17 protein-coding genes are annotated in these 18,817 nt (G+C 68.6%); 10 read left to right on the top strand and 7 right to left on the bottom strand.

Features of this window, described 5'->3' with window-relative positions; all coding sequences use genetic code 11:
- From ACFDTC_RS00760 to ACFDTC_RS00750, 3 genes are all read right to left on the bottom strand, one after another.
- The gene (locus tag ACFDTC_RS00760; protein ID WP_375256944.1) at positions 1 to 1,335 is read right to left on the bottom strand and encodes an MATE family efflux transporter; all 1,335 of its coding nucleotides are present in this window, start codon (positions 1,333 to 1,335) and stop codon (positions 1 to 3) included.
- A 103-nt stretch (positions 1,336 to 1,438) separates the two neighbouring features.
- The gene (locus tag ACFDTC_RS00755; protein ID WP_375256943.1) at positions 1,439 to 1,945 is read right to left on the bottom strand and encodes a PaaI family thioesterase; all 507 of its coding nucleotides are present in this window, start codon (positions 1,943 to 1,945) and stop codon (positions 1,439 to 1,441) included.
- Positions 1,945 to 2,367 carry a PaaI family thioesterase gene (locus ACFDTC_RS00750; RefSeq protein WP_089880666.1) on the bottom strand — a complete coding sequence of 141 codons (423 nt, stop codon included), beginning with the start codon at positions 2,365 to 2,367 and terminating at the stop codon, positions 1,945 to 1,947. The genes ACFDTC_RS00755 and ACFDTC_RS00750 overlap by 1 nt, the downstream gene beginning before the upstream one ends.
- Positions 2,368 to 2,484: 117 nt before the next feature.
- On the opposite strand from ACFDTC_RS00750, the gene ACFDTC_RS00745 reads away from it, so the two are divergent.
- From ACFDTC_RS00745 to ACFDTC_RS00705, 9 genes are all read left to right on the top strand, one after another.
- On the top strand, positions 2,485 to 2,856 hold the full coding sequence (locus tag ACFDTC_RS00745; protein WP_375256942.1) for a MerR family DNA-binding transcriptional regulator: 372 nt from the start codon (positions 2,485 to 2,487) through the stop codon (positions 2,854 to 2,856).
- Between the two features lie 203 nt (positions 2,857 to 3,059).
- Entirely contained in the window at positions 3,060 to 3,464 is a 405-nt protein-coding gene (locus ACFDTC_RS00740; protein ID WP_375256941.1) for a MerR family DNA-binding transcriptional regulator, read from the top strand.
- Positions 3,465 to 3,551: 87 nt separating this feature from the next.
- A complete protein-coding gene (locus ACFDTC_RS00735; protein ID WP_375256940.1) occupies positions 3,552 to 5,336 on the top strand; it encodes an acyl-CoA dehydrogenase C-terminal domain-containing protein in 1,785 nt (594 codons plus the stop codon).
- A gap of 86 nt (positions 5,337 to 5,422) precedes the next feature.
- The gene (locus tag ACFDTC_RS00730; protein ID WP_375256939.1) at positions 5,423 to 6,562 is read left to right on the top strand and encodes an acyl-CoA dehydrogenase family protein; all 1,140 of its coding nucleotides are present in this window, start codon (positions 5,423 to 5,425) and stop codon (positions 6,560 to 6,562) included.
- A 40-nt stretch (positions 6,563 to 6,602) separates the two neighbouring features.
- Positions 6,603 to 7,244: a glutathione S-transferase family protein gene (locus ACFDTC_RS00725; protein ID WP_375256938.1), complete on the top strand. Its 642-nt coding sequence runs from the start codon at positions 6,603 to 6,605 to the stop codon at positions 7,242 to 7,244.
- 91 nt (positions 7,245 to 7,335) lie between these two features.
- Positions 7,336 to 8,547, top strand: a complete 1,212-nt coding sequence (locus ACFDTC_RS00720) for an acetyl-CoA C-acetyltransferase (RefSeq protein ID WP_375256937.1) — start codon at positions 7,336 to 7,338, stop codon at positions 8,545 to 8,547.
- A 6-nt stretch (positions 8,548 to 8,553) separates the two neighbouring features.
- Positions 8,554 to 9,468, top strand: a complete 915-nt coding sequence (locus tag ACFDTC_RS00715; protein ID WP_375256936.1) for a hypothetical protein — start codon at positions 8,554 to 8,556, stop codon at positions 9,466 to 9,468.
- A gap of 70 nt (positions 9,469 to 9,538) precedes the next feature.
- Complete coding sequence (locus ACFDTC_RS00710; RefSeq protein ID WP_375256935.1) at positions 9,539 to 11,737, top strand: 3-hydroxyacyl-CoA dehydrogenase NAD-binding domain-containing protein; 2,199 nt, start codon at positions 9,539 to 9,541, stop codon at positions 11,735 to 11,737.
- 123 nt (positions 11,738 to 11,860) lie between these two features.
- The gene (locus tag ACFDTC_RS00705; protein WP_375256934.1) at positions 11,861 to 12,325 is read left to right on the top strand and encodes a MarR family transcriptional regulator; all 465 of its coding nucleotides are present in this window, start codon (positions 11,861 to 11,863) and stop codon (positions 12,323 to 12,325) included.
- A 7-nt stretch (positions 12,326 to 12,332) separates the two neighbouring features.
- Here ACFDTC_RS00705 and arsJ read toward each other — a convergent pair whose 3' ends face one another.
- The 4 genes from arsJ to guaB all read right to left on the bottom strand — a co-directional run bounded on the left by arsJ (position 12,333) and on the right by guaB (position 17,030).
- The gene (gene arsJ, locus ACFDTC_RS00700) at positions 12,333 to 13,610 is read right to left on the bottom strand and encodes an organoarsenical effux MFS transporter ArsJ (RefSeq protein WP_375256933.1); all 1,278 of its coding nucleotides are present in this window, start codon (positions 13,608 to 13,610) and stop codon (positions 12,333 to 12,335) included.
- Positions 13,607 to 14,605: an ArsJ-associated glyceraldehyde-3-phosphate dehydrogenase gene (locus ACFDTC_RS00695; RefSeq protein WP_375256932.1), complete on the bottom strand. Its 999-nt coding sequence runs from the start codon at positions 14,603 to 14,605 to the stop codon at positions 13,607 to 13,609. The genes arsJ and ACFDTC_RS00695 overlap by 4 nt, the downstream gene beginning before the upstream one ends.
- A complete protein-coding gene (locus tag ACFDTC_RS00690; RefSeq protein ID WP_375256931.1) occupies positions 14,602 to 15,444 on the bottom strand; it encodes a helix-turn-helix domain-containing protein in 843 nt (280 codons plus the stop codon). Before ACFDTC_RS00690 ends, ACFDTC_RS00695 begins: the two co-directional genes overlap by 4 nt.
- Before the next feature lie 137 nt (positions 15,445 to 15,581).
- Positions 15,582 to 17,030 (bottom strand): IMP dehydrogenase, encoded by a 1,449-nt coding sequence (gene guaB, locus ACFDTC_RS00685; protein ID WP_375256930.1) that lies wholly within the window; start codon positions 17,028 to 17,030, stop codon positions 15,582 to 15,584.
- A 663-nt stretch (positions 17,031 to 17,693) separates the two neighbouring features.
- Here guaB and ACFDTC_RS00680 point away from each other — a divergent pair.
- Positions 17,694 to 18,817 (top strand): CaiB/BaiF CoA transferase family protein (locus ACFDTC_RS00680; RefSeq protein WP_375256929.1); only part of this gene is annotated, 1,124 nt, incomplete at its 3' end.

Raw genomic sequence — 18,817 nt, 5'->3', positions numbered from 1 at the left:
TCAGTGCGCGCGGCCCTCGCCGCGCGCGGCGGCGCGTTCCAGCGCCGGGTAGCGCAGCCACAGCGTCACGCCCCGCACCGCGTACGAGATCAGCAGCGCCATCCACAGCCCGTGATTGCCGAACGGTCCCGTCAGCACCAGGACGGCGCCCGCATAGACCGCGGCCGAGACCGCCATCATGTTGCGCATGTCGCCCGTGCGCGTGGCGCCGATGAACACCCCGTCGAGCATGAAGGACGCCAGCGCGAACAGCGGCGCGGCGGCCATCCAAGGCAGGAATTCGCGCGCCGTCTCGCGCACCTGCGGGTCACGGGCCATCAGGTCGATGATCCACGGTCCGCCCAGCGCGAAGGCCGCGGCGAGGGTGACCGCGAAGCCCACGCCCCAGCCCGAGGCCATCAGCGCCCCGCGCCGCAGCCGCGCGACGGCGCCGGCGCCGAAGGCCCGGCCCACCAGCGCCTCGGCCGCGAAGGCGAACCCGTCGAGCGCGTAGGACGTGATGTTGAGGAATTGCAGCAGCACCTGGTTCGCCGCCAGCGTCACGTCTCCGAACCGCCCGCCCAGCAGCAGGAACGAGACCATGATCGACTGCAGCAGCGCCGAGCGGATCAGGATGTCGCCGTTGACGACCGCCATGCGCTTCAGCTTCGCCCGGTCGAAGACGCGCGGCCAGTCGCGCCACGCCGGCACCCGGAACGCCGCGCGGCACAGCCACAGCCCCATCGCGAGGCCCGACCACTCGGCCAGGAAGGTGGCGAAGGCGACGCCGGGCACGCCCCAGCCCAGCCCCAGCACGAAGACGAGGTCGAGCACCACGTTGAGCCCGTTCATCCACAGCTGCAGCGCCAGCACCGCGCGGGTGCGCTCGAGCGCGATCAACCAGCCGGTGATGCCGTAGATCGCGATCGCGGCGGGCGCCGACCAGATGCGGATGGTCATGTAGTCGCGGGCCAGCGCCTCGACCTCCGGAGAGACGGGCGAGACGGCGAAGGCGCCGGCTTGGACCAGTGTCTGCAGCGCAATCAGCACGATACCGCCGGCGAGGCCGATCATCAGCCCGCGGGTCAGAAGGGCCGCGACCTCGGCCCGGTTGTCCTGCCCGGCGGCCTGCGCGGTCAGGCCCGCCGTGCCCATGCGCAGGAAACCGAAGATCCAGTAGACCGCCGACAGGATCACGGCGCCGACGCCGACCGCGGCGATGGGCTCGGCCGCCGGGATCTGGCCGACCACCGCGGTGTCCACCGCGCCCAGGATCGGGACCGTGACGTTGGCCAGCAGGATCGGTATGGCGATCTTCAGGATGCGGCGGTGTGTGATCGGGTCGGCTTCGGTCATCGGGATCTCCGCTGGGCGGCCGTGGCGCGGGGGGCTCTGCCCCCGGCCCGGTCCGGGCCTCCCCCGGGATATTTGGGGACCAAAGAAGCCGCGGCCGGCTGCGTCAGCCGTCGCGCGGCATCAGGAAATGCGCGGTGGCCTGCGCGATCGGGCGGTCGCGGTTGTCCTGCCAGGCCTGCGCGTGCACGCTGGCATAGCGCCGCCCCGAGCGGGTCACGCGCGCGCGGGCATAGGCATCGCGCGGCAGGCCCGAGCGCAGGTAGTCCACGGTGAAGTCGATGGTCTTGGGCAGCCGCGGCAGCGAACCGGCCGAGAACGTGTCGGGGTCGAGCGCACCGCTCTCGATCTCGGGCCAGAGGTAACTCCAGCTCAGCGTGATCATCGCCGTGATCTCGAGGAAGGCGGCCGTGACGCCGCCGTGGATCGCCGGCAGGAACGGGTTGCCGATCAGCTTCTCGTCGAAGGGCAGAAGCGCCGTCAGCTCGTCTCCGCGGCGGTCGAAGCGCACGCCGAGATAGGTCATGTAGGGCACGCCTGACACCAGCGCATTGAGCGCGGCGTCGCGGCGCTGCTTGACCACCTGGACGGGTTCGGGACGTTCGCGGGCCATCAGCCGCCCTCGACCGTGAAGGCGCCGGTGGCCGAGGCGACCGGCCGGTCGGTGTCGTCGTCGAAGGCCTGCGCGCGCACGAAGGCGACCGAGCGCGTGATGTGATAGCAGGTCGCGCGCGCCACGATCGTCTGGCCGGGCGTGGCAGGGCGCATGTAGTCGATCCGCAGGTCGATCGTCGCCGTGCCGGCGGGCGAGCGTGGATGGCTCATCACCGCCGCGCCGCCGCAGGTGTCCATCAGCGCCGAGACCGCGCCGCCGTGGATCACGCCGGTTTCCGGGTCGCCGATCAGGCGCGCGTCGTAGGGCATCGCGATGACGGCCAGACCGTCGCCGATCTCGGTGATCCGCATGCCCAGCTCGCGAGAATGCGGGATGGTCTCGATGAACTGCTTGGCGATGCGGGCCTTGTCGGCGGTCATGGTCTCTCCTGTCCGGGGCCTTTATGCGGCCTGTTCCGGCCGCCCGCAAGGGGCGCGGCCCCGGCCGTCTGGACACCGCTGCCGTGGCGGCATAAACGGGGAACGGGAGGCAGCGCCATGGCCGAGACACGCTTGTCGTTCAAGGAGATGTGCGCGAAGTTCGACGTGACCCCGCGGACTTTGCGGTACTACGAATACATCGAGCTTCTTGCGCCCGAGCGTGCCGGGCGCGCGCGGTGGTACGGCCCGCGCGAGATCGCCCGCATGACGCTGATCCTGCGCGGCCGCCGCTTCGGATTCTCGCTCGAAGAGATCCGGCAATGGCTTCTGATCTACGAGAAGGAAGGCACCGACGCGCAGATGCGCGCCTGGGTGTCGCTGGCCGACAAGCAGTTGGCGGAACTGGCCGAACAGCGCCGCCAGCTCGAGGCGGTGATCGACGAGCTGCGCGGCCTTCGCGACGAGACCGCCCGCTCGATCGACGGCTGACCCCGCCGCCGCGGCGGGTTCTTCCTCACCTGCATCCAGCCTCTTCTGCCGCTTCCCCAAGTTGACGCAACGTGACGGCCGCGTCACCTTCGTTGTGACGTAGCGTAGTGGTTACGTCACCTCGCGAGGGCGTTGTAATAATCCGCGTGAATACGCACGTGACGGTCATGATTGACGCAGACGTAACCACCACTGGACAGAGAATGAGCGACGACCAGGTCATGACCATCCGCGAGATGTGCGACGCGTTCGACGTGACGCCCCGCACCTTGCGCTTCTACGAGCAGAAAGAGCTGCTTTTTCCGATCCGCGAGGGTCAGAAGCGGCTGTTCACCCGGCGCGACCGCGCCCGCCTGAAGCTGATCCTGCGCGGCAAGCGCTTCGGCTTCAGCCTCGAGGAAATCCGCCAGCTGCTGGACCTCTACCACGTGGGCGACCAGCAGCGCACGCAGATCGAGAAGACGTACCGCATCGCGCAGGAGCGGCTGGACGACCTCAAGCGCCAGCGCCAGCAGATCGACCAGGCCATCAACGACCTCGAAGAGCAGATGGAATGGGGCGAGCGCGTGCTCGCCGAGATGACGCAGAAACAGAACGCGGCCGAGTAAGGCCGCGTATACGACGCGCGGCCGATCATGGCCGCGACACGCCACAGAAGGCGGCCGACAGGCCGACGCACGCCAAGGGAGAGAGGCATGCCGATCTACACCGCACCGCTCAAGGACCAGCAGTTCATCCTGCACGACGTGCTCCGCATCGCCGAGCAGGCCGACGTGCCGGGCTACGACGAGCTGGACCGCGAGACCACCGAGGCGATCCTCGGCGAGGCGGCGAAGCTGGCCGAGAACGTGCTGGCGCCCCTGAACCCGGTCGGCGACGAGGAAGGCTGCAAGCTGGAAAACGGCGTCGTCCGCACGCCCAAGGGCTTCAAGGACGCCTTCGACCAGGTGCGCGACGGCGGCTGGACGGCACTGGACTGCGATCCCGAATACGGCGGCCAGGGCCTGCCCTACCTCGTCAGCACCGCGGTGGGCGAGATGTTCAGCAGCGCCAACATGGCGTTCAACATGTACCAGGGCCTGACCCACGGCGCCTACAACGCCATTCACGCCCACGGCAGCGACGAGCAGAAACGCACCTACCTGCCCAAGATGGTGAGCTGCGAGTGGGGCGGCACCATGAACCTGACCGAGCCGCATTGCGGCACGGATCTGGGCCTGATCCGCACCAAGGCCGTGCCGAACGACGACGGCTCCTACGCCATCACCGGCCAGAAGATCTGGATCTCGGCCGGCGAGCACGACATGTGCGACAACATCATCCACCTCGTGCTGGCCAAGCTGCCGGACGCGCCCGAGGGCGTGAAGGGGATCAGCCTGTTCATCGTGCCCAAGTTCATGGTCAACGAGGACGGCAGCCTCGGTGAGCGCAACAGCCTGTCCTGCGGGGGCCTCGAAAAGAAGATGGGCATCCACGGCAACGCCACCTGCGTGATGAACTACGACGGCGCCAGGGGCTTCCTCGTGGGCGAGGCGCACAAGGGCATGCGCGCGATGTTCACCATGATGAACGAGGCCCGTTTGGGCGTCGGCCTGCAGGGCTATGCGCAGGGCGCCGTGGCCTACCAGAACGCGCTGGGCTTCGCGCAGGACCGCCTGCAGGGCCGCGACGTGACCGGCGTCAAGGCGCCCGAGAAGGCCGCCGACCCGATCATCGTGCACCCCGACGTGCGTCGGAACCTGATGGACCAGAAGAGCTTCGTCGAGGGCGCGCGCGCCTTCACATTCTGGGGTGCCTCGCTGATCGACCGGTCGCACCGCGCCCATGATGCCGACGCCGAGGGGCTGATCAGCCTGATGACCCCGGTCATCAAGGGTTTCCTGACCGACAAGGGCTTCGAGACCACGGTGCTGGCGCAGCAGACGCTGGGCGGTTCGGGCTTCACCCGCGAATGGGGGCTCGAGCAGTTCGTGCGCGATGCGCGGATCACCATGATCTACGAGGGCACCAACGGCATCCAGTCGCTCGACCTCGTGGGCCGCAAGCTGGGCCAGGACGGCGGCAAGCACGTCATGGCGTTCTTCGAGATGGTCAAGACCTTCATCGCCGACCACAAGGGCCAGGACGCGGACTTCGACAAGCAGTTCCTCGACCCGCTCAAGGCCGCGTCGAAGGACCTGCAGGCGGCGGGCATGTACTTCATGCAGAACGGCATGAAGAACCCCAACAACGCGCTGTCGGGCAGCTACGACTTCATGCACCTCTTCGGGCATGTCTGCCTGGGCCTGATGTGGGCGCGCATGGGCTGGGCCGCGCGCGAGGCACTGGCGGCGAACACCGGAGACGTCGAGTTCTACGAGACGAAGCTGGCGACCGGCCGCTACTACATGGCGCGGCAGCTGCCGATGACCGGCACGCACCTGGCGCGCATCCAGACCGGCGCCGAGACGGTCATGGCGCTCGACGCCGCGAACTTCTGAGGCCGCAAGGCTATGGCGGGCCTCGGCCCGCCCTGCGGACGGGCGCCGGTGAAGCGCCCGCCGACCGACGAAGGGGGAGAAGCGGCATGCCGCGCGACTGGATGACCGACGAGCACGCGATGCTCGGCGAGATGACGGCGAAGTTCATCGCGACCGAGTGGGCGCCGAAGTTCGAACGCTGGCGCAAGCAGGGCGAGATGGACCGCGACACCTGGGCCGAGGCCGGTGCGCTCGGCCTGCTCTGCCCCTCGATCCCCGAGGAATACGGCGGCGCCGGCGGCGATTTCGGCCACGAGGCGGTGATCCTGATGGAGGCGTCCAAGGCCAACCTCGCCTCGTGGGGTCACGGCATCCATTCCGGCATCGTCGCGCATTACATCCTGTCCTACGGCACCGAAGAGCAGAAGGCGCGTTGGCTGCCCAAGATGGTCACCGGAGAGCTAATCGGCGCGCTCGCGATGACCGAGCCCTCGGCCGGGTCCGACGTCCAGGCGATCAAGACGAAGGCCGTGCGCGACGGCAACGTCTACCGGCTGTCGGGGCAGAAGACCTTCATCACCAACGGCCAACACGCGAACCTGATCGTGGTCGCGGCCAAGACCGACCCGGCGCAGGGCTCGAAGGGCACGTCGCTGATGGTGGTCGAGACCGACGGCGCCGAGGGCTTCAAGCGCGGCCGCAACCTCGACAAGGTCGGGCTGCATGCCGCCGACACGTCCGAGCTGTTCTTCGACGATGTCGCCATCCCGCCCGAGAACCTGCTGGGCGGCGAGGAAGGTCGGGGCTTCTACCAGATGATGAGCCAGCTGCCTCAGGAACGGCTGGTGATCGGCTGCGGCGCCGTGGGCGCCATGGAAGGCGCGGTCGAACGCACCATCGCCTACTGCAAGGAGCGCGAGGCCTTCGGTGGCCCGCTCACGCAGTTCCAGAACACCCGCTTCAAGCTGGCAGAGTGCCTGACCAAGACGAAGGTCGCGCGCGCCTTCCTCGACGAGTGCATCGTCGAGCTGATCGACGGCACGCTGACGGTCGAGAAGGCCGCGATGGCGAAATACTGGCTGACCGACACCCAGGGCGAGGTGCTGGACGAATGCGTGCAGTTGCATGGCGGCTACGGCTTCATGCAGGAATATTCCGTGGCCGAGATGTGGGCCGACGCGCGCGTGCAGCGGATCTACGGCGGCACGAACGAGATCATGAAGGAACTGATCGCGCGGGCACTGTGACGGCGGCACGCGCCGACGCGAAGGGGGAAGGACGACGCACATGACCATGCAACTGCACTGCTTCGGGGAATCCGGACACTCGTACAAGGCGGCGCTGGCGCTGGAGCTCGCCGGCCTCGACTGGGAGCCGGTCTTCGTCGACTTCTTCAACGGCGCGACCCGGTCGCAGGATTACCGCGCGCAGATCAACGCCATGGGCGAGGCACCGGTGCTGATCGACGGCGACGTGCGCCTGTCGCAATCGGGCGTGATCCAGACCTACCTGTCGGACACCTACGGCCATTTCGGCGGCACGCCCGAGCAGAAGTACGAGATCCTGCGCTGGATCATCTGGGACAACCAGAAGCTGTCGGGCATGGCCGGGCCCTGCCGGTTCCTGATGAACTTCCTGCCCGAGGACAAGCGCCCGGCCGAGGTGATCGGCTTCATGCAGGGCCGACTCAAGGCGACCTACGCCGTGCTCGACCAGCATCTGGCGGGCCGCGACTGGATCGTCGGCGACGCACTCACCAACGCCGACCTGACCTGCTGCGGGTACCTCTATTACCCCGAGCCCTTCGGCTTCGACCGCACGGACTGGCCCGGCATCGACCGCTGGCTGGACCGCATCGCGGCGCTGCGCGGCTGGAAGGCGCCGTACGACCTGATGCCCGGATCGCCCGCCGACAGGGCGGCCGGATGACACGCACACCGCGCCCGCGGCGGCCAAGCGGCCGTCCCGCGGGACCACGATACCACGGCCCCGAATGGGACCAGACGAGGAAGGATCCGACATGACCGACGCGTATATCTACGACACCGTGCGCACCCCGCGCGGCAAGGGCCGCAAGGACGGCGCCCTGCACGAGGTCACCGCGCTGTCGCTGTCCGCGCAGACGCTCAACGCGCTGAAGGAACGCAACGGCATCGACGGCCACGCGGTCGAGGACGTGATCTGGGGCAACGTCACCCAGGTCGGAGAACAGGGGGGGTGCCTCGCACGCTCGGCCGTACTGGCCTCGGAGCTGGACGAGTCGATCCCGGGCCTTGCGATCAACCGTTTCTGCGCGTCCGGCATGGAGGCGGTGAACCTCGCCGCCAACCAGATCCGCGGCGGCGCGGGCGAGGCCTACATCGCCGGCGGGGTCGAGATGATGGGCCGCGTACCGATGGGCAGCGACGGCGCCGCGATCGCGGTGGACCCCAGCATCGCGATGGACCGCTATTTCGTGCCCCAGGGCATCGCCGCCGACATCATCGCGACCGAGTACGGCATCAGCCGCGACGATGCCGACGCCTTCGCCGTGGAATCGCAGAACCGCGCCGCGGCGGCGTGGAAGGAAAACCGCTTCGAGCGCTCGATCATCACCGTGCGCGACCGCAACGGCCTGCCGATCCTGGACCATGACGAATACTTGCGCCCGGGCACCGACATGCAGGCGCTGGGCGCGCTCAAGCCGTCGTTCAAGGACATGGGCGAGACGATGCCCGGCTTCGACAACGTGGCGCTGATGAAGTACCCGCATCTCGAGCGGATCAACCACATCCATCACGCCGGCAACTCGTCCGGCATCGTGGATGGCGCCGCGGGCGTGCTGGTGGGCTCCAAGGCCTTCGGCGAGAAGTGGGGCCTGACGCCGCGCGCGCGCATCCGCCAGACCACCAAGATCGGCACCGATCCGACCATCATGCTGACCGGCCCGGTTCCCGCGACCGCCAAGGCGCTGGCCGACAGCGGCATGAACATCGGCGACATCGACCTGTTTGAGGTCAACGAGGCGTTCTCGTCCGTCGTCCTGCGCTTCATGCAGGCCTTCGACGTGGACCACGCCAAGGTGAACCCGAACGGCGGCTCGATCGCCATGGGCCACCCGCTGGGCGCCACCGGTGCGATGATCATCGGCACCCTGCTGGACGAGCTCGAGCGCTCGGGCAAGGGCACGGGCCTTGCCACGCTGTGCATCGCCTCGGGCATGGGCGCGGCCACGATCCTCGAGCGGGTGTAAGAACCGGTGACGGGCGGCATCGAAACCACGGGCATGCGCGGCCGCGACGCGGCCGCCGCCATCGCGCAGCGCCTGGTCGAGCAGACCGGGGCGGCGATGCTGTCGCGTGATTTCGATGCCTTCGCCGCGTATTTCCGGCTGCCTTGCCTGGTCGCAACGCCCGAGGGCGCGCGGATGCTGGAACACACCGACGAACTGCGCGGCATCTTCGAGCGCCTGAGCGCGCACTACCTGGGCTTCGGCGACGTGACGCTGGACCGCCGGGTGATCGAAGCGATGTTCGACGGCCCCGACCTGCTGCGGTTCTCGTTCAGTACCACGGCGCTGGTCGACGGCACGGTGGCCGAAGCGACAATCGCCGCGCATTCTACCGCCGCGCGCGACGGCGACACCTGGCACATCACCGACAACCACGCGCTGGTGGCGCAGGATTCGGTGCAGAACACCGTTCTGATGCATGCGGGCCTGCCCGAAGACACGCCCGCCCCCGTTGGCACGCCCGAGGTGCTGGCGATCTTCCAGAAGAACCTCGACGCGCTGACCTGCGCCTATTTCACCGGCGATTTCGACCGCATGCGCGCGGCCATCGCGCTGCCGCTGTTCAAGCAGGGCAGCCGAGGCCCGCAGCTGTTCGCGACCGAGGACGAGCTGCGCGCCGATTTCGAGAAGTACCTGACCGAGATCAGGCTGCGCGGCATCACCGACCTCGTGCGCACGGTGCATTCGGCCCACGCGCTGGGGGCCGCGCGCATCCACGGCACCTGCCGCACGCACGTACTGAGCGGCGAGCAGCTGGTGATGCCGTCCTACCTCAGCGCGATCACGCTGGAACAGGGCGAGGACCTGGCCTGGCGGATGACATCCATCATGCACCCGCTCGAGACGATGACGCTCGACCGGGTGGTGTGGGGCGGCGCGTGACCGCCCCCGACCCGAACAATGCGCGGCCCGTGCGGCCGCCTTCGCAATCCATCCATTCAGGAGAGACGACATGACCGACTTCACCATGGACAAGGGCGCCGACGGCGTCGCGGTGATCACCTGGGACGTCGCCGACAAGTCGATGAACGTGCTCAACCTCGAGGGGCTCGAGACGCTCGACGCGCTGATCGACGACGCGCTTGCCGACGATGCGGTCAAGGGGATCGTCATCACCTCGGGCAAGGACAGCTTCGCCGGCGGCATGGATCTCAACATCATCGCCAGGATGAAGGAGATGGCCGGGGACGAGCCCGCGCGCGGCCTGTTCGAGGGCGTGATGCGCATGCACGCCGTGCTGCGCAAGATCGAGCGCGCCGGCATGGACGCCAAGACCAACAAGGGCGGCAAGCCGGTGGCCGCCGCCCTGCCCGGCACCGCACTGGGGATCGGGCTGGAAATCCCGCTGGCGACCCATCGCATCTTTGCCGCCGACAACCCCAAGGCCAAGATCGGCCTGCCCGAGATCATGGTCGGCATCTTCCCCGGCGCCGGCGGCACCACGCGCCTCGCGCGCAAGCTGGGGGCGATGGCCGCATCGCCCTTCCTGCTCGAAGGCAAGCTGAGCGACCCTAAGAAGGCCAAGGCCGCCGGCCTGATCGACGAGGTGGTCGAGGATCCGCTTGCGGCGGCGAAGGCCTGGGTGCTGGCGGCCAAGGACGCCGACATCGTCAAGCCGTGGGACGAGAAGGGCTACAAGATGCCCGGCGGCGCCCCTTACCACCCGGCGGGCTTCATGACCTTCGTCGGCGCCAGCGCCATGGTCAACGGCAAGACCAAGGGCGTCTACCCCGCCGCCAAGGCGCTGCTGTCGGCGGTCTACGAAGGCGCGCTGGTGCCCTTCGACACCGCGCTGAAGATCGAGGCACGCTGGTTCACCAACGTGCTGATGAACCCGTCCTCGGGCGCGATGATCCGGTCGCTTTTCATCAACAAGGAAGCGCTCGAGAAAGGCGCCGTGCGGCCCAAGGACGTGCCCGATCAGCGCGTCAGGAAGGTGGGCGTGCTGGGCGCCGGCATGATGGGCGCGGGCATCGCGCTGGTCAGCGCGCAGGCCGGCATCGAGGTGGTGCTGCTGGACCGCGACCAGGCCGCCGCGGACAAGGGCAAGTCCCTGACCGAGGAGCACGCCAAGAAGGGCGTTCAGCGCAAGAAGGTCTCCGAGGAACAGGCCAAGGCGATGGTCGACCGCATCACCGCCACCACCGATTACGACGCTCTCAAGGGGTGCGACCTGATCGTCGAGGCGGTGTTCGAGGACCCCAAGATCAAGGCCGAGGTCACGAAAGCCGTCGACGCCGTCACCGGTGACGACACGATCTTCGCCACCAACACATCGACCCTGCCGATCAGCGATCTCGCCAAGGCCAGCAAGAATGCCGAACAGTTCATCGGCATCCACTTCTTCAGCCCGGTCGAGAAGATGATGCTGGTCGAGATCATCAAGGGCAAGCAGACCGGCGATCGCGCGGTGGCCAAGGCGCTCGACTTCGTGCGCCAGATCCGCAAGACGCCGATCGTCGTGAACGATGCCCGGTTCTTCTACGCCAACCGCTGCATCATTCCCTACATCAACGAAGGCATCCGCATGGTGAAGGAGGGCGTGAACCCCGCGCTCATCGAGAACGCCGCCAAGCTTGTCGGCATGCCGCTGGGTCCGCTGCAGCTGGTCGACGAGACCTCGATCGACCTCGGCGCCAAGATCGCGCGCGCGACCAAGGCAGCTATGGGCGACGCCTACCCGGACTCGGAGGTCGACGAGGTGATCTTCTGGATGGAGGGCGAAGGCCGGCTGGGTCGCAAGGCCAAGGCGGGCTTCTACGACTACGACGAAGTCGGCAAGCGCAAGGGTCTCAGCCAGGTCGTGAAGGACCGTTATCCGCAGTCCGACGACCAGCCCGAGCTGGCCGAGGTGCAGCAGCGCCTGCTGTTCGCGCAAAGCCTCGAGGCCGTGCGGGCGCTGGAAGAAGGCGTGCTGGAGGACATCCGCGAGGGTGACGTGGGCGCGATCCTCGGCTGGGGCTTCGCGCCGTGGTCGGGCGGTCCGCTGTCCTGGCTCGACATGGTAGGCGCGCCGTGGGCGGCAGAGCGCTGCGACCAGCTTTCGGCCAAGCACGGGCCGCGCTTTGCTTGCCCGACGCTGCTGCGCGAGATGGCCGAGAAGACGCAAAGCTTCTACGGCCGGTTCGGCCCCTCGCGCCAGGCGGCCTGAGCCCAGGACACGGGCCGGCCCCCTCCCGGCCCGCGATCCCCTTGGCTTTGCACCGGAAAATTCCCTTGCGCCTCTATACGGTCGCGCCGCAGGTTTGGCGCGACCACTGGGCCGGGGGCGCGCGTGCAGGCGTACGATCAGGATCTTTTCGCGGCGTTGCACAAGGCGCGCGACGCCGTGTTGGACCTCTACCGGCCCGTCCTCGACGCGCATGACCTGACCGAGCCGCAGTGGCGCGCACTTCTGACGCTCGACACGGTCGGGCCGGTGGACGCCACGCGGCTGGCGGAACTGGCCGCGCTTCAGCCGTCTTCGCTGTCCCGGATCATCCGCGCCTTCGAGGCGCGCAGGCTGGTCGCGACCAACCGCAACGCCGAGGACGGCCGCCGCCTGCTGCTGCGCCTCACACCAACGGGCAAGGCCCTGCTGGCGCGTGCGCAACCCCGGATGCAGGACGTCGACCGCCAGCTTGCCACGCTCTTCGGCGGGACCGAGGTGACGCTGCTGCGCCAGGCGCTCGACGCGCTGCATGTCGTGCTGTCGACCCAGACCCCGCCTGCCCGCAAGTTGCGGCGCAAGGCGCGGTAGCGGCCCCCTACCCCGACGGGGCCGGCGTGACCTCGGGGTGCTCGGCGCTCAGCCGTCCCGACGCCAGAGCCGAGAGCGCGACCATAACCGTCGCCGTGCCCAGCATCAGTGCCAAGCCGCCCAGCTGGTATGTCAGGCCCGACAGGACCGTCCCGACCAGTCGCCCGCCGGCGTTGGCCATGTAGTAGAAGCCCACATCCATCGTCACCCGCTCGGCCCGTGTGAAGGCGAGGATAAGGTAGGAATGCAGCGAGGAATTGATCGCGAAGACCACGCCGAAGACCAGCAGCCCCGCCACCAGCACCGCCGTCAGCCAGGGCTGCGGACCGGAAGACGCCAGCGCCGCGACCGTCAGCGCGGCCGGGATGGCCGCCAGCGCCCAGGCCCAGCCACGCGCCGCGGCGACCAACGCGCCTTCGGGCCGCGTCGCCGCGCGCAGCAGCCGGGGGGCCGCCGCCTGCACCGCGCCGTAGAGGATGATCCAAAGCGCCATGAAGGTGCCGATCAGGAAGAAGGCCCCGCGGTTGCCGGCCTCGGTGCCGTCCGACAGCACGGCGTAGAAGTAGATCGGTATGCCCACCACGAACCACACGTCGCGCGCGCCGAACAGCACGACGCGCGCGGCCGACAGCCAGTTCACGTTCGCCGAGGTCGAGAAGACCTGCGCGAACTTCGCGCCCTTGCGGCCACGCGGCAGGCCCGACGGCATGGCGACCAGCACCGCGACGAGGATCGCCGCCAGCACCGCCGCCATCGCCAGCACCGCCCAGACGAAGCCCACCGTCGCCAGCAGCGCCGCGCCCAGCAGGAAGCCCAGCCCCTTCACCGCGTTCTTCGAACCGGTCAGCAGGGCGACCCAGCGGAACAGCCCGCCGTCCTCGGCGGGCGCGAGGATCTTCACCGCCGACTTGGACGACATCTTGGCGAGGTCCTTGGCCACCCCGCTCGCCCCCTGCACGATCATCACGAAGGCCACCGACGCGCCGACCGCCCAGGCGGGGTCGAGCTGCGCCAGCGCCAGAAGTGCCACCACCTGCAGCCCGAGGCCTGCGTAGAGCGTCGAGGTGAGACCGAAGCGCGCGGCGATCCACCCGGCGGCGAGGTTGGTGACCATCCCCGCGATCTCGTAGAGGACGAACAGATAGGCCAGTTGCACCGGCGAGAAGCCCAGCGTGTGGAAATGCAGCAGCACCAGCATCCGCAGCGCACCATCGGTCAGCATGAACGCCCAGTAGGCGGCGGTCACGGCGATGTAGGCCGACAGACCCTCGGCGCGCGCCGTCATGGTGCCCGCCCCACCATCAGCGCCACGTCGACCAGCCGGTGGGCATAGCCCATCTCGTTGTCGTACCAGGCGTAGACCTTCAGCTGCGTGCCGTTCACCACCATCGTGGACGGCCCGTCGATGATCGACGACCGCGTGTCGTTGACGTAGTCGGCCGAGACCAGCGGCCGGTCCTCGTAGCCGAGGATGCCCTTCAACGGACCGTCGGCCGCCGCCTCGAACAGTGCGTTGACCTCGTCGGCTGTCGTCTCGCGTTCCAGCTCGAACACGCAATCCGTCAGCGAGGCGTTGAGCAGCGGCACGCGCACGGCGTGACCGTTCAGCCGGCCCTTGAGCTCGGGGTAGATCAGCGTGATCGCCGTGGCGCTGCCCGTCGTGGTCGGGATCAGGGAATTGAGCGCCGAGCGTGCGCGCCGCAGATCCTTCGCGGGACGGTCGACCATGGTCTGCGTGTTGGTCACGTCGTGGATCGTGGTGATCGACCCGTGGCGGATGCCGATCGCCTCGTGCACCACCTTGACCACGGGCGCGAGGCAGTTGGTCGTGCAGGACGCCGCGGTGACGATCCGGTGTGTTTCGGAGTCGTAGACGTCGTGGTTCACGCCGTAGACGATGTTCGCGGCGCCGCCGTCCTTGACCGGCGCGGACACGATCACGCGCTTCACCCCCGCCTCGAAATACGGCGCCAGCGCCGCCTCGGACTTGAACACGCCCGTGCAGTCGATGACCACATCGACGCCGTCCAGCGGCAGGTCCGCGATGGCACGTGCTCCGACGAAGGGCAGCCGCCGGCCGTCGATGGTGACGCTGTCGGCATCCGCCTCAAAGCGCGCATCCCAGCGCCCGTGGACCGTGTCGAACTCCAGCAGGTGCGCGTGCATCGCCGGGTCGCCGATCGCGTCGTTGATCCAGGCAATCTCGGCCCCGCGCTCGAGCAGCGGCTTCAGCGCCAGCTTGCCGATCCGGCCCAGCCCGTTCAGCGCATAGACGGTCATGCGGGCTCTCCCGCGCCGGTTCTGGCCAGGTCGTCGACCGCGCGCTGAAGCGAAATTCGGTCGAGCGAGGCGATGGGAAGCGCGGCGAAGGCGCGGATGCGGTTGGCCAGCGCGCCATAGGATTGCTGGAAGGCCAGGCTCTTCTGAGCGTCCGTTCCCTCGGCCTTGACCGGGTCGGGCATGCCCCAGTGCGCGCTGATCGGCTGCCCGGGCCAGGACGGGCAATCCTCGTTCGCGGCGCGGTCGCAGACCGTGAAGACGAAGTCGAAGCGCGGAGCGTCCGCACCCTGCAACTCGGCCACGTTCTTGGCGCGCAGGACCGAAATGTCGTGCCCCTTCCGCTCCAGCACCTCGAGCGCGAAGGGATTGAGCTCGGACCGCGGCCTAGTACCGGCGGAATGGGCCTCGAACCGGTCGCCGGCCTCGTGCCGCAGGATGGATTCGGCAAAGATCGAGCGGGCGGAGTTGCCGGTGCAGATGAAGAGCACCTTGTACTTCTGGTCGGACATCGGCGGGTTTTCCATCTTTGGCAGGGGCGTGGAAGAGCAAAGCTCGGGCCGACCGCGGCAGCAGTCGAGGAGCAGGTAGTCGAAGGTGCGCTGCACCTCGGTCATGGCGATCGCGTAGCGCAGCGAGGTGCCCTCGCGCGTCTGGTCGATCAGCCCGGCCTGCATCAGGCTCGACAGGTAGGACGACAGCGTCGACGGCTTCAGGTCCAGCGCCTGCGCGATCTCACCCGCCGAGACACGGTCGGGGTACCGCCGCATCAGAAGGCGGAAGATCGCAAGCCGGTGTGGATGACCAAGCGTGGCGAGGCGGGTGGGAATCAGCGTTTCCATATTTCGAGAATATTAGAAATATGGTTCGAGACAAGGCCGAGTTTCACCTCAAGCTGAAGGAAGGACCGTACGACCCCCACATGAAAAGACCGCGAAAGCCTGTGCGGCTTCCGCGATCATTTTCTAACCGGTCGGCCTTAGCCGATGCGGTAGTTCGGGCTTTCGCGCGTTATGACCACGTCATGCACGTGGCTTTCCTTGAGCCCGGCATTGGTGATCTTCACGAAGCTGCACTGGCTGCGCATCTCGTCCACCGTGGCGCAGCCGGTATAGCCCATCGCGGCGCGCAGGCCGCCGACGAGCTGGTGCAGCACCGCCGTCGCCGACCCCTTGTAGGGCACCTGCCCCTCGATCCCCTCGGGGACGAGCTTGTCGCTGGCGGCGTCCTTCTGGAAATACCGGTCGGCCGAGCCCTGCGCCATCGCGGCCATGCTGCCCATGCCCCGGTACGCCTTGAAGCTGCGGCCCTGGTACAGGATCACCTCGCCCGGGGACTCGTCGGTGCCGGCGATCATGCTGCCGACCATGGCGCAGGACGCGCCCGCCGCGATGGCCTTGGCGAAATCGCCCGAGAACTTGATGCCGCCGTCGGCGATCACCGGCACGTCGCCGGCCGCCTGCGCGCAATCCATGATCGCGGTCAGCTGCGGCACGCCCACGCCCGCGACCATGCGGGTGGTGCAGATGCTGCCGGGACCGATGCCGACCTTGATGGCGTCGGCGCCCGCGTCGATCAGGGCGCGCGTCGCCTCGGCGGTGGCGACGTTGCCGGCAACCACCTGCACCTCGTTCGACAGCGCCTTGATGCGGCGGACGGCCTCGGCCACGCCCTTGGAATGGCCGTGTGCCGTGTCGATGACCACCAGGTCGACGCCGGCGTCGATGAGTGCCTCGGACCGGGCGAAACCCGCGTCGCCCACGGTCGAGGCGGCGGCCACGCGCAGCCGGCCCAGATCGTCCTTGCAGGCGGTCGGATTGACCACGGCCTGTTCGGTGTCCTTCAGCGTCAGCAGGCCGGTCAGCTTGCCGTCGGCGTCGGTGACCAGCAGCTTCTCGATCCGGCGCGAGCGCATGAGGTCGATGGCCTCGGCCCGGTCGGCGGGTTCGCGCAGGATGGCGAGGTTGTCCGCGGTCATCATCACGTGGACCGGCGTGTCGTCGCGCTGGGCGAAGCGCATGTCGCGGTTGGTGACGATCCCGACTACGCGGCGCTTCTCGTCCACCACCGGGAAACCGGTGAAGCCGTAGCGTTCGGTCAGCGCCTTGGCGTCGGCCAGCGTCTGGTTCGGGGTCAGCGTGACCGGGTTGTAGACGATTCCGGATTCGAACCGCTTCACGCGCCGGACCTCGCGGGCCTGCGTCTCGACGTCGAGGTTGCGGTGGATCACCCCGATGCCCCCCACCTGCGCCATGGTGATCGCCATGCGCGATTCGGTGACCGTGTCCATGGCCGAGCTCAGCAGCGGGATGTTGAGCGCGATGGAGCGCGTGACCCGGGTGCGCGTGTCGGCGGTGCCCGGCAGCACGTCGGACGCGGCGGGTACCAGAAGGACGTCGTCGAAGGTGAGCGCCTCGCGAATCTCCATGGGGGTCTCCTTGGGAGGGTTCGGTTGGCGCGTCCCTATCGCACGGGTCGGACGCGGGGGAAAGCCGAAAACGCCGGCGCGGCGCCCGGTCGCGGTGTCCCACGATGGGACACGCATGCGGGTCAGGAAAATCAATCTTGCAGGGACGGCTTTACCTTTCGTTCACGAAGGGGCGGGTTTCGGAATGCCGGCCCGGAGCAGGTTCGAGGGCGGGTCGCGGGGTGGAGCGGAGCCGGGGGCGCTGCCCCCGTCGCGCTGGCGCGCGACTCCCCCGGAATATTTGGGGACCAAAGATGCAAGGTGGCGGGGCGCGCGGTCGAGGCGGCGCGGGAGGCGCGCCGCGGTGCGGTGGCGCCGTGAGGCGGCGGGGTGGTCCGCGGCATGGCAGCGATTACCTCGGAGCGGCGTGGCGAGGCGTGCCCAAGTATGCTGATCAGGTATGCTGATAGAGATGGGCAGGCCTTGCGTGCGGCGCCGGGCGCGACGCTGGGGGTGCTGCAGGCAGACCGGGACGAGCCGGATCCGGCGCGGCGGCGGGCGCGGCGGAAATGACGCATTCTCCGGCGCTTGCGGGCAAAGTTTCGCGCCGCGCGGCTGCGGGCCTTGCTGTCCGGCTCGCCGTCACGTTGTAATGCGGGCAAGCTTTTCTATCGGGAATTCCCCATGACCCTGCCGCTTGCCGGATACGTGATCCTGGATCTCAGCCATGTCCTGGCTGGACCGTTCTGCACCATGACGCTGGCCGACATGGGCGCCAAGGTGATCAAGGTCGAGCGTCCGGGGATCGGCGACGACACGCGCGCCTTCCCGCCCTTCAAGGACGGCAAGTCGGCCTATTTCGCCGCGCTCAACCACGGCAAGAGCTCGATCGCGCTGGACCTGAAGGCCGACGAGGATCGCGCGATCTTCGAGGAGCTGCTGGTCCGCGCCGACGTGCTGGTCGAGAACTTCCGCCCCGGCGTGATGGACCGGCTGGGCTATGGCTGGGCCGACCTGCACGCGGCCTTCCCGCAACTTGTGCACGCCGCGGTGTCGGGCTTCGGCCAGACCGGGCCGGACTCGAAGCGCCCGGCCTACGACATGGTGGTGCAGGCGCGCGGCGGGGTGATGTCGATCACCGGCGAAAAGGGGCGCGATCCGGTGCGCGTCGGCGCCTCGATCGGCGACATCGTGGCGGGGATGTTCCTGAGCCAGGGGATCCTGGCGGCGCTGGTGGACCGCGCGCGGGGTGGCGGCGGGCGGCGCGTCGATGTGTCGATGCTGGACAGCCAGGTGGCGATCCTGGAACACGCGATCGCGCTGACCACGGTGACCGGCAAGGCGCCGCAGCCCTCGGGCGCGCGCCACCCGCTGATCGCGCCCTTCGAGACGTTCCACGCCAGCGACGGGCTGTTCGTGATCGCCGCCGGCAACGACGCGCTGTTCGAGAAGCTGTGCATCGCGCTGGCGCTGCCGCTGGACGGCGACGACCGCTTCGCCACCAATCCCGCGCGGGTGCAGAACGCCCGGCTGCTCAAGCGGCTGATCGAGGCTGTGACGATCGAGCACACGCGCGCCCACTGGATCGCCCGGCTGACTGCCGCCGGCGTGCCCACCGGCGCGATCCAGACCATGGACCAGGTGCTGAAGGACCCGCAGGTCCAGGCGCGCAACATGCTGGTGGACGTGCTGGACCGCAACGGCCGGCCGGCCTTCAAGGCGGCGGGCAACCCGATCAAGATGAGCGACGCGGCCGATCCCACGACCCGCCCGCCGGCGCCCGAGCTGGACGGCAACCGCGGCGAGAT

The sequence above is a fragment of the Citreimonas sp. genome, assembly GCF_042096055.1.
Classification (GTDB): domain Bacteria; phylum Pseudomonadota; class Alphaproteobacteria; order Rhodobacterales; family Rhodobacteraceae; genus Citreimonas.
This window is presented reverse-complemented; position numbering and strand designations above follow the sequence as displayed.